Source organism: Acinetobacter sp. YH01019, from assembly GCF_013420285.1.
Taxonomy (GTDB): domain Bacteria; phylum Pseudomonadota; class Gammaproteobacteria; order Pseudomonadales; family Moraxellaceae; genus Acinetobacter; species Acinetobacter gandensis.
This window is the reverse complement of record NZ_VOYM01000028.1, coordinates 21,962-36,894: the sequence shown is the minus strand read 5'-3', so window position 1 is coordinate 36,894 and position 14,933 is coordinate 21,962. Positions and strand designations below refer to the sequence as shown.

17 protein-coding genes are annotated in these 14,933 nt (G+C 39.4%); 15 read left to right on the top strand and 2 right to left on the bottom strand.

The features are described 5' to 3' along the window. Positions 1–96, top strand: a 96-nt coding sequence (locus FTT84_RS08680; RefSeq protein ID WP_143242124.1) for a transposase domain-containing protein, incomplete at its 5' end; no start/stop codon positions are given. A 35-nt stretch (positions 97–131) separates the two neighbouring features. On the opposite strand, the gene FTT84_RS08675 is transcribed toward FTT84_RS08680, so the two are convergent. Continuing rightward, entirely contained in the window at positions 132–512 is a 381-nt protein-coding gene (locus tag FTT84_RS08675; protein ID WP_067762278.1) for a hypothetical protein, read from the bottom strand. A gap of 228 nt (positions 513–740) precedes the next feature. Here FTT84_RS08675 and FTT84_RS08670 point away from each other — a divergent pair, with 228 nt between their 5' ends. The 14 genes from FTT84_RS08670 (at position 741) to FTT84_RS08605 (ending at position 14,379) form a co-directional block, all read left to right on the top strand. Further along, positions 741–1,316 carry a nitroreductase family protein gene (locus tag FTT84_RS08670; protein WP_180080940.1) on the top strand — a complete coding sequence of 192 codons (576 nt, stop codon included), beginning with the start codon at positions 741–743 and terminating at the stop codon, positions 1,314–1,316. A 35-nt stretch (positions 1,317–1,351) separates the two neighbouring features. After that, the gene (locus tag FTT84_RS08665) at positions 1,352–2,425 is read left to right on the top strand and encodes an NAD(P)H-dependent glycerol-3-phosphate dehydrogenase (RefSeq protein WP_067762207.1); all 1,074 of its coding nucleotides are present in this window, start codon (positions 1,352–1,354) and stop codon (positions 2,423–2,425) included. Between the two features lie 78 nt (positions 2,426–2,503). Beyond that, complete coding sequence (locus tag FTT84_RS08660) at positions 2,504–2,959, top strand: histidine phosphatase family protein (protein WP_067762205.1); 456 nt, start codon at positions 2,504–2,506, stop codon at positions 2,957–2,959. A gap of 29 nt (positions 2,960–2,988) precedes the next feature. After that, positions 2,989–4,128 (top strand): type II secretion system protein GspL, encoded by a 1,140-nt coding sequence (gene gspL, locus FTT84_RS08655; protein ID WP_180080934.1) that lies wholly within the window; start codon positions 2,989–2,991, stop codon positions 4,126–4,128. Beyond that, on the top strand, positions 4,128–4,607 hold the full coding sequence (gene gspM, locus FTT84_RS08650; protein ID WP_180080932.1) for a type II secretion system protein GspM: 480 nt from the start codon (positions 4,128–4,130) through the stop codon (positions 4,605–4,607). The genes gspL and gspM overlap by 1 nt, the downstream gene beginning before the upstream one ends. Before the next feature lie 90 nt (positions 4,608–4,697). After that, a complete protein-coding gene (locus FTT84_RS08645) occupies positions 4,698–5,699 on the top strand; it encodes a quinone-dependent dihydroorotate dehydrogenase (protein WP_067762199.1) in 1,002 nt (333 codons plus the stop codon). Between the two features lie 5 nt (positions 5,700–5,704). Beyond that, positions 5,705–6,292, top strand: coding sequence for a CvpA family protein (locus tag FTT84_RS08640; protein ID WP_067762196.1), 588 nt, complete (start codon positions 5,705–5,707; stop codon positions 6,290–6,292). A 24-nt stretch (positions 6,293–6,316) separates the two neighbouring features. After that, entirely contained in the window at positions 6,317–7,855 is a 1,539-nt protein-coding gene (gene purF, locus FTT84_RS08635; RefSeq protein ID WP_067762194.1) for an amidophosphoribosyltransferase, read from the top strand. 91 nt (positions 7,856–7,946) lie between these two features. Beyond that, positions 7,947–9,836 (top strand): M48 family metalloprotease, encoded by a 1,890-nt coding sequence (locus tag FTT84_RS08630; RefSeq protein ID WP_067762192.1) that lies wholly within the window; start codon positions 7,947–7,949, stop codon positions 9,834–9,836. 208 nt (positions 9,837–10,044) lie between these two features. Next, entirely contained in the window at positions 10,045–10,680 is a 636-nt protein-coding gene (locus FTT84_RS08625) for a hypothetical protein (protein ID WP_180080930.1), read from the top strand. A 43-nt stretch (positions 10,681–10,723) separates the two neighbouring features. Then, on the top strand, positions 10,724–11,692 hold the full coding sequence (locus FTT84_RS08620) for a D-glycerate dehydrogenase (protein ID WP_180080928.1): 969 nt from the start codon (positions 10,724–10,726) through the stop codon (positions 11,690–11,692). A gap of 84 nt (positions 11,693–11,776) precedes the next feature. After that, entirely contained in the window at positions 11,777–13,216 is a 1,440-nt protein-coding gene (locus tag FTT84_RS08615) for a M48 family metalloprotease (protein WP_067762274.1), read from the top strand. A gap of 172 nt (positions 13,217–13,388) precedes the next feature. After that, the gene (locus FTT84_RS08610; RefSeq protein WP_067762186.1) at positions 13,389–13,751 is read left to right on the top strand and encodes a hypothetical protein; all 363 of its coding nucleotides are present in this window, start codon (positions 13,389–13,391) and stop codon (positions 13,749–13,751) included. Between the two features lie 46 nt (positions 13,752–13,797). Further along, positions 13,798–14,379: a GNAT family N-acetyltransferase gene (locus tag FTT84_RS08605; protein WP_180080938.1), complete on the top strand. Its 582-nt coding sequence runs from the start codon at positions 13,798–13,800 to the stop codon at positions 14,377–14,379. A 103-nt stretch (positions 14,380–14,482) separates the two neighbouring features. Here the strand turns inward: FTT84_RS08605 and FTT84_RS08600 are convergent, their stop codons facing one another. Beyond that, complete coding sequence (locus FTT84_RS08600; protein ID WP_067762182.1) at positions 14,483–14,929, bottom strand: GatB/YqeY domain-containing protein; 447 nt, start codon at positions 14,927–14,929, stop codon at positions 14,483–14,485. Between the last annotated feature and the right edge of the window lie 4 nt (positions 14,930–14,933).

Genomic DNA, 14,933 nt, shown 5'->3' with positions numbered 1-14,933 from the left:
GCCTATCTCAGTGATGTGCTGAAAAGGCTGCCGACGCATAAAGCGACCCAAATAGAAGAATTACTACCACATCGCTGGAAATCCAACTCAAATTAAAAAATAGGCATGGGGTTCAGCGGACGCTTACAGTATTACTTTGCCTGACATGTAAAAGTTAAAACAGTTTGATAGTCGTCATCTTTGCTGATGCTTCCGCTGTTACCAGTAATGGTGCCAAGTACGCCAGCTGCCGCTTGAATCATTTGTCCAGTTTTTTCATCGACGACACCTTTTAATACGCCGTTGTATTCTTGTTTTTCGTCAACAACAATCGGGGAGGCATTTTTACCACAGGTACTATTAGCCGCAGCAATAGCATTATTTTTAGCAGCAATACTGGTTTTACCTACAGCTGTTACTTCGTATTGATTATTTGGTTTTTGTACGGCAAGTGTTTTAGTTGGTGTGCTTGTACATGCTGTCATTAATATTGCAGCTGAAAGTGCAGTAACTACAGCATAAGTTTTTTTCATTACTTTCATGGTATACCCCGTAACAGAAATAATTTAAATCATTTGATCATAAAAATGCTTATAGAACAGGGATGTGCTGTACAGATTATGCAGTTTTTTTATAGTGAATCTGTGAATGAGGCTTCTAGCAATGAGATCTGTAAGTCAACAGTAGAAACATTCTAGAGTAAGTGCTTGAGAATATGCTAATCTTGAGCAAAAGTTTTTAAGTACAGTAGATAGATGTCAATTCTAAAATCAGCAGTTGATTCAGTTCATCAAAATATTCATCAGCGTCAGTCAATTGGTCATTTAATTGAGCCTGCGCCGAATGCTGAACAATTGGAACAAGCATTTCAAGCGGCGCTTACTGCACCTGACCATCACCGTTTAAAGCCAACACGTTTTGTGGTTATTCCTGAAACTGAACGTGAATCATTTGGTGAGCTTTTATCACAGGCTTTAGCGGATACTGGGCAAACAGAAGAAGCACAATTAGAACGTGTAAAACACCATCCATTTCGTGCACCTTTACTTGTTTTAGCACTTACAAAATTACAAGATCATCCCAAAGTACCGAATTTTGAACAAATTTTAAGTTCTGGTGCAGCTGTACAAAACTTCCTTCTTTCGCTACAAGTACAAGGTTTTTCAACAATGTGGCGTAGTGGTGCTGTCGTTGAATCTAAACTTTTTAAGCAAGCCTTAGGTCTTACTGAAAATGATTTAATTTCAGGCATTATTTATATAGGTACAGCAGTGAAAGCAATTCCTGCACGTGCAGGAATAAATTCAGCGGATTTTGTCAGCCATTGGCATAAATGAAATAGATAGAAATACGTAATTAGGATAAAACTAAAATGTCAGAACTTGATTTCGCAAGCCTAGTGAGCCCTGTATCAGTTGATCAAAAAACAGCACTACGTGTGACGGTTTTGGGTGGAGGGAGCTTTGGTACGGCAATGGCAAATACTGCTGTACGTAATGGTTGCGATACCATGATTTGGATTCGTGATGAAGCAGTTGCAGCTGATATTAATGCAACTCATATTAATAAGCGTTATTTGCCTGATTTTCAACTTGAAGCAGGTTTGGTGGCTGTTTCTGATTTAGAGCAGGCTGTATGTAATCGCGATATTATTTTAGTGGCTATTCCGAGCCATTCTTTTCGTAGTGTGTTGCAACAAATTAAACCCTTTATAACCTCGCAAGCTGTGGTGTCGTTAACCAAAGGTATTGAAGCCAATACTTTTAGTTTTATGAGCGATATTATTCGTGAAGAATTACCAGAAGTTCCCTACGGTGTGCTGTCAGGGCCAAACCTAGCGAAAGAAATCGTGGCTGGACAACCTGCAGGGACTGTAATTGCCAGCCAATCAGAGCTAGTGCGTTATGCAGTTCAGCAAGCTTTACACAGTGCATTATTCCGTGTTTTTGCCAGTGATGATGTGCATGGTGTAGAACTTGGTGGTGCTTTAAAGAATATTTATGCGGTCGCGATGGGTTTGGCTGCGGCATATGGTGTCGGTGAGAACACTAAAAGTATGATTCTAACCCGTGCTTTAGCTGAAATGAGTCGCTTTGCCGTTAAGTTAGGAGCTAATCCATTAACCTTCCTCGGTTTGTCGGGGGTTGGTGATTTATTTGCAACCTGTAGTAGCCCATTGAGTCGAAACTATCAAGTTGGTTTTGCGTTAGGAAGTGGTAAATCATTAGAGCAGGCAACCACTGAGTTAGGACAAACAGCGGAAGGTATTAATACGATTGTTCAAGTGCGAGCACGTTCTGAAGAGCTTGATGTATATATGCCAATTACGAGTGCTTTATATGAAGTTATTTTTGAAGGTGCACCTGCAATAAATATCGCACTTTCACTTATGAAAAATGGGCATCGTAGTGATGTGGAATTTGTACTGCCGCATCAGCAGGTTTAAACGCTCGAAGTTTTGTGAATAATCATAGCTTTGTCATACATGCTATATATAATATGCTGGATAGAATAGGGACATTTTATGCAACTCACTTTAGTAAGACATGGCGAAGCTGCGCCACCTATCATGGGAAATGATATCAAACGCCCATTAACAGAACGTGGTATTGCACAAGCAGAGCAAACAGCACAGTACTTGAAAGATTTGATTCATCCGGAGGTTTTTGTGGTGAGTCCTTTACTTAGAGCACAGCAAACGCTTTCGTACTTGCAAAAGTATTTCCCAAACGTTCCTGTGGTGGTGTGTAATGCCATTAAACCAGAAGATGATGCAAAAATTGCGGTGGAGTGGTTGTCTCATTTACCGTATGAGTCTATTGTTGTGGTGTGTCACATGAACGTTGTTGCGCATATTGCATCATTATTGGTATCGGAATTCTTTAATCCGTATTCCCTTGCTGAAGCCCGAATTTATGATCAGGCAGTTATTGCGCCAGGTTTATCAACACAAATTAAATCGTTTATACCATCTATATAAAAACCAATTAAAACGGCAGAAAATAATCAATGTTGTATTTATGGATGCCAGAAGCCAATGGGGTTTGGCAATGGTCTGAGGGTGATTTTTGGAAACAGTCATCCACCCTTGAACAACTTATTCGAGAAATTCAGCCACACGCTGGAAAGGAAGCTGTTGTATTCTTTCCAAGTCGTGATGTGCAACTGATTCAGCAAAATTTTCCAAAAGCACAATATAAAAAGCTGGGGCCAGAAGGGATTAAGTATCTTTTAGAAGAATTTGTCATCCTGCCTTTGGACGCGATGAAAATTTTGCATCACTTTCAAAACCCAGATCAGTTAACGGTAATGGGTATTGCAAATTCTGCTGTTGAAACCATGCAACATGCTTTGACGCTGATACCTGTTAAGGTTGTTTCTTTATTACCAGATTTTTTGGTGTTGCCAGTACCAGAACTTGGACAGCATACTTTGGCTAATGTGGGTGGCCATTTGCTGGTTCGTGAATCGGAGTATGTGGGGCAGTCGATTGATGATTTGGCGTTGTATCTCGATTATCAAAGTATACAACCGAAATATAAAATTTCTAATTTGACGGCAGATCAAACTCATTGTTTAGAAGCAAGTATCACACATGATCAACTCGAATCTTTTCATTATGAATTGCCGGTTTTAAAAAAGCCGAAACAACATCCTTGGAATGTATTGCCCAAAGCTAAGTCCAATAGTGGTGTGTCTGGTTATTGGAAAGCATGTGCAGCTGTATTGGTTGCTGCGATAATTACACAATTTAGCTATGATGCTTTACGTTGGTATCAGTATAAAAAAGTAGCTAATGTTACGGCAAATCAAGCTTTGGACCAATTTAAATATTGGTTTGGTCAATCATATCCTGTAACTGAACAAACCTTAAAAAGCCAATTTGAAGCCCAATTACGTCAAAGCCAAACGGGTAATGCTCAGGCTTTAGCGCTATTGAGCCGAGTTGGCCCCGTTTTAATGCAAAATCAGGTTGTGGCCAGTCGTGTGAGTTATGAGGCTTCAATAATGAATATGGAATTGAAAGCCAATTCATCGGAAGTCCTGCAAAATTTAAGTAATCAACTTAAACAGCAAGGTTTTAAAGTCGAATTAGGCAATATTCAGCCGAGTGCTAACGGTGTAATCGGATTGGTGAAAGTACAATAATGACAAAAATGGAACAGTTTCAGCAGCGCATAGACCTGCAAATTGAACGCATTACGGATTATTTAGATCGTTTAAGCATGCGTGAGCGTGTGATGGTCATCTTTACCACAATATTTGTTTTGGTGGCTGCCATTGGTGCTGCTTTATTTTATATGAATAAAGCCGCCAACTTTCAGCAAAAAAGAGTCAATGATTTAAAAGACACTGTGGTATGGATGCAAAGTAATGCAGTGACCATGAAGCCAGCAGGGGATGGTCAACTAAGCGCATCGGAAAAAGTACAGCGCGTTTCTCAGCAGCAAGGTTTGTCTGTTGCATCACAACAAATGGGTGATCAGATTCAAATTGCGGTGATGCATGAAAATTATGCAGTATTGGCAAATTTTCTTACACAATTGGTTCAAATGGGCTTAAGTGTTGAAAAGATGGAATTTAGTTCTGAAGCTGGACAGATTAAATTAACAGCGACTGTACAATAATCGGTAAAAATAAAGATCTGCTAAGCATGGTGTTTTTGTGATGCTATGCCTATAATATGCCGACTTAAAAAGCAGTAGACTTTTATAGATATGTTGTATTCTCTAGCCCGCCCTTTGTTGTTTAGTTTAGCACCAGAGCGTGCACATGAGCTGACATTGTCACTGTTGAAATCCTCTCACAAGATAGGAATGATGCGCCAAAACATCGCATCTAAACCAGTGACATGTATGGGAATTCAATTTCCAAACCCAGTGGGTTTAGCAGCCGGTCTTGATAAAAACGGTGCATATATTGATGCATTGGCGAGCCAAGGTTTTGGCTTTATTGAAATTGGTACGATCACACCTCTTCCTCAATCAGGTAATCCTGAACCGCGTTTATTCCGTTTACCGAAAGCAAAAGCTATTATTAACCGTATGGGTTTCAATAATGATGGCGTGGATAAACTGATTGAAAATGTAAAAGCTGCGAAATTCAAAGGTATTTTGGGTATCAATATTGGTAAAAATGCAGTGACTCCAGTGGAGAAAGCTGTTGATGATTATCTGATTTGTCTAGAAAAAGTTTACAATTACGCTTCTTATATTACTGTTAATATCTCTTCTCCTAATACAAAGAACCTTCGTAGCTTACAAAGTGGCGATGCTTTGACTGAACTGTTAGAAACTTTGAAAAAGCGTCAGCTTGAATTGGCTGATGAAAATCAACATTATGTGCCATTGGTACTTAAAGTTGCTCCAGATCTTGAACCTGAAGATATTCAATTTATTGCACAGCAATTGTTAACCTTTAAAATAGATGGTTTGATTGTGACCAATACCACATTGTCACGTGAAGGCGTTGAAGGCCTACCATTTGGTGATGAGGCGGGTGGTTTATCTGGAGCACCTGTATTTGAAAAAAGTACCGCATGTCTCGCTGCCTTTGCAAAAGTATTAAATGGTCGCATTCCATTGATTGGTGTGGGTGGTATTTTGTCGGGTGCAGATGCAGTGGCGAAACAAAAAGCAGGTGCAAGCCTTGTACAAGTGTATAGTGGCCTCATATATACAGGTCCAACACTTGTAAAAGATTGCGTAGACGCACTTTAAAGATCATGAATACCATTGATATCTTTATACTGATTATTTTGCTCATTGGAGGGCTGAACGGTTTGCGACAAGGATTTATTAAAGCCTTTGCGAACTTCGTTGGATGGATTCTTGCACTTGTTATTGCAGCAAAGTATGCAACCGTCCTTGCACCTTCGATGGTTTCACTCAGTACAGATCCAGTGGTTCAAAAAATTGCTGCGTTTGCATTTATCGTGCTGTTGATTGTGGTCATGACATGGGTTGCGACCTGGCTGTTAAATAGTATTCTGAAAACACTTAAGCTTGGGCCATTAAATCGCTTAGCTGGTGGTGTGTTTGGGAGCCTAAAAGGGTTGTTGGTAGTGCTCATCACCATGCAAGGCATTGGGCCTTGGGTGGAAAGCTCACCGCACTGGAAACAGTCGAAAATGGTACAGACATTATTGCCGTATGCACCTTGGGCGACTGCCATGTCCAAAGATGCTGCAAATCAAGCCTTACATCATATTAAGTCTGAAGATGCCGAGAAATCTTCTGACTATTCTTCTGAGTCGCAGAACAAGCATGGACGTTCTGGATCAGGCGAGTCAACGAATAATCCTTTTTATTAACCCTAGCTTGTCTGCGAGGTTGCTATGTGTGGAGTAGTTGGTATAGCTGGTAAATCACCTGTTAACCAAATGTTGTTTGATGCGTTAACGATGTTACAACATCGTGGACAGGATGCAGCCGGGATCGTAACTTGTCAGGATGGTCGTTTATTCCTGCGTAAAGATACGGGTATGGTGCGTGATGTGTTCCACACACGTCACATGCGTGCATTACAAGGTAACTATGGTATTGGCCATGTGCGTTACCCAACAGCGGGCTCTTCAAGTAGTGCTGAAGCCCAACCATTCTATGTAAACTCACCTTATGGCATCACGCTTGCGCATAACGGTAACTTAACCAATGCTGCTGAAATTCATGAAGATTTGTTCAAAACTGACTTGCGTCACATGAATACAGATTCAGATTCGGAAGTATTATTAAACGTGTTTGCACATGAATTGCAAAAACGTGCCAAATTGACTCCATCTGCAGATGATATTTTTCATGTCGTTTCACGTGTACATGAGCGCTGTAAAGGTGGTTATGCTGTTGTTGCCATGATTACCGGTCAAGGCTTAGTCGGTTTCCGTGATCCAAATGGTATTCGTCCATTAATTTACGGTTCTCGTGAAACTGAAAATGGTATGGAATATATCATTGCTTCAGAGTCTGTTGCGATTACAGCACTTGGCTTTAAGGTTGAGCGTGATATTGCACCGGGCGAAGCAATCTATATTAGCTCGACGGGCGAAATGCATACGAAGCAATGTGCAGCAGCACCTGAATATCGTCCATGTATCTTTGAGTATGTTTACTTTGCTCGTCCGGATGCAACAATTGATGGTATTTCAGTTTACAAAGCACGTTTGAAAATGGGCGAAAAACTTGCTCAGAAAATTCAACGCGAATGGGGTGAAGAACACGACATTGATGTGGTGATTCCAATTCCTGATACCTCACGTACTTCTGCGCTTGAGCTTGCTAATACCTTGGGTGTGAAGTTCCGTGAAGGCTTTATGAAGAACCGTTATATCGGTCGTACTTTTATTATGCCGGGTCAACAATTACGTAAAAAATCTGTACGTCAAAAGTTGAACCCTGTTGAGCTTGAGTTCCAAGGTAAAAATGTACTACTTGTAGATGACTCAATTGTACGTGGTACAACGTGTAATGAAATTATTCAGATGGCGCGTGATGCTGGTGCAAAAAAAGTATTCTTCGCTTCAGCTGCACCAATGGTGAAATATCCAAACGTGTATGGTATTGATATGCCAGCTAAATCTGAATTGATTGCATCTGAGCGTAGTGTTGAAGAAATTCGTGAAATCATTGGTGCAGACCGTTTAATCTTCCAAGATTTAGAAGATCTTAAATCAGCAGTACGTACAAAGAAAGTGCCAGAGCTACAAGACTTTGACTGTTCTGTATTTGATGGTAAATACGTGGCAGGTGGCATTGATGCAGAATATCTTGCTGCACTAGAGCGTAAACGTAACGATTCTGCAAAGAACGAAAAACCAGCTTATATCGATGTAAACATTGATGCAGCTTCTGTAGATTTAACTGGTGTTCGTGAAGAATAATCTGGTTAAAACATACTGAAAAAGCGGGAATTTCCCGCTTTTTTCATTTATGATGAGCAAACAAAAGACAATGTAAGTTAAGGATATTACATTGAGAAGCGTGGGTTATGATTTTATAAAAAACAAAAATATGTTTTGGCCTGTCACCATGTGCATGGCTGCGGTATTTATGACGGTTGCGATTATTAATGTCATCGTCGGTTTGATTGTGAACTATTACGATTCAACACAATCTGTTTATTGGCATGTATTAAGTCCTTTTTTGATCGCAGCTGTGTTGCTGATCATGTTGATCTCTGTAATCTACGAATTTTATACCTTTCGTTTAGGTGGTTATTCACTTGCAAAGCAATTAGGTGCGCGTCGTTTAAGCTTAATAGAAAGCATTCCTGAAGAAAGTCTCGCTTTGCGTATGACAGAGCAACTTGCTGATACTTTCTTAATTGGAACACCGGCACTTTATGTTTTACCAGATGAAGTGGGGGTAAATGCACTAACCGCAGGGTTTAATCCTAAAGATACATCCATCATTTTAACTTGGGGAGCACTGCAAACCCTAGATGAAATGGAAATGTATGGTTTATTGAGCCATGAATTTAATAAAATTTTATCTGGCGAAGCTGCTGAAAATACACGTTTAAAGATTTTATATAGCGGTTTAACGACCTTTAGTCAGTGGGGAAGTAAGATTGCTAAACGTGGTTTTTATAAAAATGGTCAGGCTCGTGACAATAAATTTGAAACATTGTTTGTCGCAATTGGTGCAGTTATATGGCTAATTGGTAGCTTAGGTGTACTGATTTCACGTTTTATTAAATACATTTCACTGGGTTCGCGGACTTATCGAAATGATCAAAAAACGAAACGCCTAATTCAGAACGATGCCAATATTCAAACCTTACTACGAATTTATGTGCATCACTCGGGTTCACAAATTCACAGTGAATATGCAGAATCTATTTCGCATATGTGCTTTGCCAATGCCTTAAGTCAGCAAAATTGGATGAATATTCATCCAAGTATTGAGCAGCGTATTTTTGAGTTGAATCCTGCGCTAATTCAAGATTTGCAGCTGGAAAATTTAAAAAAATTACGCAATCAACCTTTGTTTAACTTATTCCGTTCTTTGGAGGAAGCCAGTCCAGACATCACTACACCGTGGAATTCACCGCAGCCATTACCATTATTGCGTTTATCGCCGATTAGTTTTGCTTTAAAGGATGCGATTAAGCCGCTTAATCCTGAAATACGTGATAATTGGCAGCGCCCAGAATTGATTCAACGTGCATTGCAAACTGCGACAGGTTCACGTGAAGTGATGGTGGCAATCCTCATGATTCGTCAGTATCGAGAGTTTATCCCGACTGAAGCTGAAGTGAGTCGCGCGATTGTAGATGCTTTATTGCATCTAGATGGGCGCGTACATATCTCCATTTTCCATGAAGCATGTAAAAACATTGGTTCAATGCCTGCGACTATTTCACGTCAATTCTTGACTAAGCTAGCACGAATTATTCAAGAAGATGGGGAGATTGGATTACTCGATGCTTTGCTGTTAGAAACAGTTAAACATGAGTTGAATCTACTCCCAACTCATACGCCAACGTCTTTGGAAGATGTTAAACCAAGTATCGTACGTTTAATTGATGCTTTATTGCATGTGCAGCAAATCAATAGTGATAATCAGCTCGAAGTTCGCGAAAAAATATTAAGTCGTATTTTAAGTAAAGATGAGCTGGAACATTACCGTGACATTTCGGACGAACCGATTGATTTAGCTGAAATATTGAATGATATTGCGGGACTGTTATTACGTGAGCGATTGAGTATTTTGGGTGTGGCTGAAATATGTTTGTGGAACGATCGAATCATTACGCAAGATGAATTAGATGTATTGCAACTCTTGTATTGGCGAATTGGTTTTGAAGCGGAAGAAATGATTGAGATTATGCAGAAAAAAAATAGTCTTATGATTATTTAAATATTGAATTAAACAGTGGTTATAGGCTTATAAACAAGAAATCGCTAAGCTGGGCTATATTGGGCGACTCATGCAGATGAAATAAGAATTTCTCGCTTGAATGAGTGAAATTAGGGCTAAAATGCTAAACTGAATGATCTATAAAAGTTCAGCAAAGCATCTACATAACCGTTAGAATACCAAACCTGAATAGGGTGATGATGAAAACATGATTGGGCATCAGCGAAGCATAATGGCGGCAATGGGAATCGACCTTTGGGTTCCTCAGGCTGCACCGTGTCAGCAATATAGCCCAAGCATTTGGCGTGATCAGGTCGCGCCTGAAATAGCCTTACAACCCGTTTCAGAAATTATTCTAAAAAACATTCCTCAAATTGATTCACAGTCAGTAAAGACCAAACAGGTAAATGAAGTGCCTGTTGAGCCGCAGCACGATGTTGTACCTGTTACAAAACAGCAGGAGGAGCAACGTCCAATATTACAAATAGCGGCATTTAGCCTTGAGGTTATTTGTTTGGAGCACTGTGTAGTTGTGATTGATTCCACTGAGTTGACAGCGGATCAACAGTTACTGTGGGCTAATATACAACGTGCGGTTTCATCGCAATTTTATACATTACAATGGCCATTTGCTTGGGTAAATTTACAGGATGGACGTGGTGCTGCATCATATGTACAGGGTTTTATTGATGCGATAAGTTTAGATAAAAACATCTTATGCCTAGGTGATATTCCACATTTAGCGCATTCAAAGATTTATCCACTGGCATCATTACAACAAATGATCGATCAGCCTAAATTAAAAAAACGCCTTTGGCAGTTTATGCAAAATAAAATGAGTTAAATACACTTTAGAAATCCAAGTTTAGTCAATACACGGGAAAGTAATGCAAAAAAAAGTCGTGGTATTTAGTCAGATAGATTCAGAAATTCTTCAACGTTTAGAACAACAATTTAAAGTCGTTAACATCAATCCAAAATTAGGCGACGTCAATCAGCAAATTTTAGAACACAGTGCCGATGCTGATGCAATGATTGGTGCAGGACGTTTACTCAATTCGAAAAATTTAGCACATGCAAAAAAGTTAAAAGTGATTTCGAGTGTGAGTGTGGGCTATGACAATTATGATTTGAGTTATTTAAATCAGCAGAAAATTTGGTTAACCCATACGCCGCATGTTTTGACAGAAACCACAGCAGATTTAGCTTTTAGTCTACTCATGAGTGCTGCACGCCGAATACCTGAATTAGATCAATGGACCAAACAAGGGCAGTGGTCACGAACGGTTGGAGCAAGTCAGTTTGGGGTGGATATCTTTGGTAAAACCATCGGTATTATCGGTTTAGGTCATATTGGTGCAGCAATTGCACGTCGTGCTTTTCATGGTTTTAACATGAGCGTTTTATATCATAATCGTCGTGAAAAGATTGAAATAGCAGAAGCTTTCAGTGCTCAGTTTTGTGCTTTAGATGATTTACTGAAAAAATCAGACTTCGTTGTTGTTGCAGTTGATTTAAACGCAGCATCACAGGCTTTGATAGGTGAGCGTGAGTTGGCATTGATGCAAGCCCATGCGGTTTTGGTGAATATTTCTCGTGGTGCTGTAGTTGATGAAAACGCTTTAATCCAAGCACTTAAAGATAAGCAAATATTTGCAGCTGGTTTAGATGTATATGAGAAAGAGCCGCTGCAAAGTTCTGAGCTTTTTCAGCTGAATAACGTGGTTACGTTGCCACATGTGGGTTCGGCTACACAAGCGACGCGTAAGCGTATGGCTGAATTGGCATATCAAAATTTAATCGATGCATTGTCTGATAAGCAGCCGCGCTATTTGGTGAATCCTGTATTTGAATAATGAATTAACAACAGATTCTTCCATAATTATACGATTTTCAATGCTATATTTTAGTTGGATTGAATTTATAAAGTGGGCTGTATTTTGAAGAAAATAATACTGGCATGTGGTCTTGGTCTTTGTTCGAGTCTGGCGCAAACGCATTCGGTAGATTTCAATTCAACCCCTCAATTTAATGTGCCAGAAATTGGTAGTGGCATTGGTCTGCTTGATCAGCAGAAAGAGCGCGCGATTGGTGAAAAAGTTTATCGTGAAGTACATCGTCAATTACCTGTGACGCAAAATCCTTGGTTGGAAGATCGTCTACTTGCTGTTTTTACTCATATTCTTAGTCAAACGCAAATTAGTGAGCCTGTTGGTTTGCTGTTGATTAATGATGCCCAAATTAATGCCTTTGCTGTACCGGGTGGCCTATTTGCCTTAAATGCAGGACTAATTAATTCTGCACGAAATATGGATGAGGTGGCAGGGGTGATGGCGCATGAAATTGCACATGTATCACAACGTCATTACAGTCGCTCGCAAGAAGCCTTTAAAGGACAGGGTTTATTGTCACTAGCGGGCATTTTAGTTGGTGCTCTTGTTGCCTCTCAGGCAGACGGAGATGTTGGTGCTGCTGTCATGATGGGGTCGCAAGCGGCATTAATGGATAAGCAGCTCACATATAGTCGTAATCAAGAGCGTGAGGCAGATCGTATTGGTATGCAGTATATGTATCGTGCTGGATATAACCCACAAAGTATGGCTGATTTTTTTGAAGTGATGCATCGCGCGACTAGTCGGGTGAGCTTTTTGCCAGACTTTTGGTTGACTCACCCCTTAACAACTGAGCGGATGAGTGAGGCGCGATTACGTGCCAATCAGCTTCCACCTGTCAAAACAAGTTTACTTGATCAAGATTTTGAAATTTTAAAATGGTATAGCCGTGTACTTTCTGGTCAAGTGACGGAGCAACAGCTAGATGCAATGGTTGCACAAAAGAACTATGCCGCAGAATTGGCGCTAGTAAGTTTACAGGTACAACAAGGTGATTATGCTGCAGCACAAAAAATACTAAATGATGCTAAGCTGCAAAATGCAAATCATGCTTTATTGCTATTGTTACAAACTGATGTTTACTTGGGTCAAAATAAGATTCAAGAGGCATTAACTACGATCCGTAGTCCAGCAGTTGTTATGCCAGAAAATCGCGCGCTGAATTACAAATATGCTGAAGCATTAATACGAAATAAAGAATTTGGACAAGCGCAGATCATTTTGCAGCGTTTCTTACAATCTAATCCACGTGATGTCAGTGGTTGGCGATTGATGTTGCAATTGGCCAATGCGGATAAATCGGGTGCTTATCGCTCTGTAAATGTTTTGCGCTATCGTGCTGAAGTCGAGTATTGGACTGGGCAGGAGGAAAGCGCCATTAAGTCTTTATTGCAAGCTCAGCGTTTGGCTAAAGATTCGAAATCTCTAGAAGCTAAAGTTAAACAGCGCGTTGGTGAAATGCAAAAAGAGCGTATGTTGAAAATATAAAATATTTTTGCGCAAATATAGAATTTAAATTTGATAGATTATGTGGTTGTTCCTTTGTATATGATTGATTTGGCTTTATTATTGAATTTTTAAGTTGCTCGAGTTTTGGTGCTTTGATTGTTCGGTGATAAACTCATTTTGTTTTATAACTTTAATCCAAAGATGTTGATACATGAAAAAAGTCATTTTAGCATTTTGCTTAATGGGTGTTGTAATGCAGGGTGTGTTTGCTGCAAGTGCTGAACAATATGTATTGTCAGTAAATGACATCAATGAAAAATATAAAAAAGATGTACGTGGATTTTTAGGCAATTTAGATCCACAGCAATCTGGTTTTACTGTGTCACAACAGGCTCAATTTTGTGGCATTGTTGGTACATATGTTAATGATCTTTATCGTGCAGCGGATGAAAATCGAGATTTTTTAGATCGCCAATATCGAAATATGACCAAGCAAGATGTCATTCAGCAAGTGCTTTCATCTCGTGAAATGCAGCTCTTAAAAAAATATAATGTCCAGTGTTCATTAAATTAATACTGTTTTTGTATTGCTAAGCTTTGATAATAAAAATGAGAGAATTATGGATCAGCAAGGCGGCCAACTAACGTTAGATCATTTCACTATTGAAAACGACCAGATTGAATTAAAAATATTACAACAGAAAGATGCAGCTGAATTGTATGCTGCTATTCAGGCTTCATTAATTGAGTTGAGAAAATTTCCTGCAAGTTTGATTTGGTCGCTGCAAGAGCCAAATCTTGAAGCATCGCACGCATTTTGTTTATCAAGAATGCAGGCTCTCTTAAATAAAGAAAATTTTGTATATGTTGTTCGAGATCAAGACTGTAAAAAATTTTTAGGTGTGATGGATATTCACGAAATTAATTGGGAGAAAAATTCAGCAGCTGTTGGTTTTTGGGGGAATGCACAGTTTAAGCAACAAGGTTATATGTGTACAGCACTCAAATTATTTGCTGAAACTTTGATGAACCAATGGTCTTTTCAGCGTTTGGAAGCTTTTGTTGATACAGAAAATGTCTTGGCGCGTAAGCTATGTGAAAAAGTAGATTTTAAAATAATAGAAATACAGCAAGGTAAGGTGCAAAATCCAGTTGATGGAAGTATGCGGGATATTTGTCGCTATGTTTTAGAAAAGAAATAAAAACAGTCTTAAAATATAAATATGATGATTGGCTATTTAAGGTCATTCAAAGAACAGAATAAGCAACTTAAATAGACCAAATCAAACAATGGGTGTTGAAAGATTAAGAGAGTTTCGCCTTAATTTTAGCTGAAACTTGTGCAGGATCGGCACGTCCGGCTATGAGCGGACGTAGAGAGTTCATCACCTTACCCATATCTTTCATGCTAGTAGCTTCTTGCGCAGTAATAACTTGCGCAATGATGGAATCAAGTTCTTCCTCAGTCATAGCTTCTGGTAGAAACTGAGACAAAATCTCAATTTCGGCTTGTTCCTTACTAGCTAAATCTTCTCGGCCAGCGCCTGCAAAGGCTTTAACCGATTCTTTTCGTTGTTTGATTTGCTTTTCAATGACCGCAAGAACTTGAGCGTCGTCAAGTTCTTTGCGCTCATCGACTTCAATTTGTTTGATCGCTGCCTGAAGACTACGTATTACCGTTAACTTATCCATTTCTTTAGCACGCATTGTTGCTTTCAAAACGTCAGTAATTTGGTTTTTTAAAGTAGTCATTTAT

Bases quoted from the DNA above. Each gene is read 5' to 3' on its own strand.
- FTT84_RS08675 (WP_067762278.1), bottom strand. From the start codon at position 512: ATGAAAAAAACTTATGCTGTAGTTACTGCACTTTCAGCTGCAATATTA.
- FTT84_RS08665 (WP_067762207.1), top strand. From the start codon at position 1,352: ATGTCAGAACTTGATTTCGCAAGCCTAGTGAGCCCTGTATCAGTTGAT.
- FTT84_RS08660 (WP_067762205.1), top strand. From the start codon at position 2,504: ATGCAACTCACTTTAGTAAGACATGGCGAAGCTGCGCCACCTATCATG.
- gspL (WP_180080934.1), top strand. From the start codon at position 2,989: ATGTTGTATTTATGGATGCCAGAAGCCAATGGGGTTTGGCAATGGTCT.
- gspM (WP_180080932.1), top strand. From the start codon at position 4,128: ATGACAAAAATGGAACAGTTTCAGCAGCGCATAGACCTGCAAATTGAA.
- FTT84_RS08645 (WP_067762199.1), top strand. From the start codon at position 4,698: ATGTTGTATTCTCTAGCCCGCCCTTTGTTGTTTAGTTTAGCACCAGAG.
- FTT84_RS08640 (WP_067762196.1), top strand. From the start codon at position 5,705: ATGAATACCATTGATATCTTTATACTGATTATTTTGCTCATTGGAGGG.
- purF (WP_067762194.1), top strand. From the start codon at position 6,317: ATGTGTGGAGTAGTTGGTATAGCTGGTAAATCACCTGTTAACCAAATG.
- FTT84_RS08625 (WP_180080930.1), top strand. From the start codon at position 10,045: ATGATTGGGCATCAGCGAAGCATAATGGCGGCAATGGGAATCGACCTT.
- FTT84_RS08620 (WP_180080928.1), top strand. From the start codon at position 10,724: ATGCAAAAAAAAGTCGTGGTATTTAGTCAGATAGATTCAGAAATTCTT.
- FTT84_RS08610 (WP_067762186.1), top strand. From the start codon at position 13,389: ATGAAAAAAGTCATTTTAGCATTTTGCTTAATGGGTGTTGTAATGCAG.
- FTT84_RS08605 (WP_180080938.1), top strand. From the start codon at position 13,798: ATGGATCAGCAAGGCGGCCAACTAACGTTAGATCATTTCACTATTGAA.
- FTT84_RS08600 (WP_067762182.1), bottom strand. From the start codon at position 14,929: ATGACTACTTTAAAAAACCAAATTACTGACGTTTTGAAAGCAACAATG.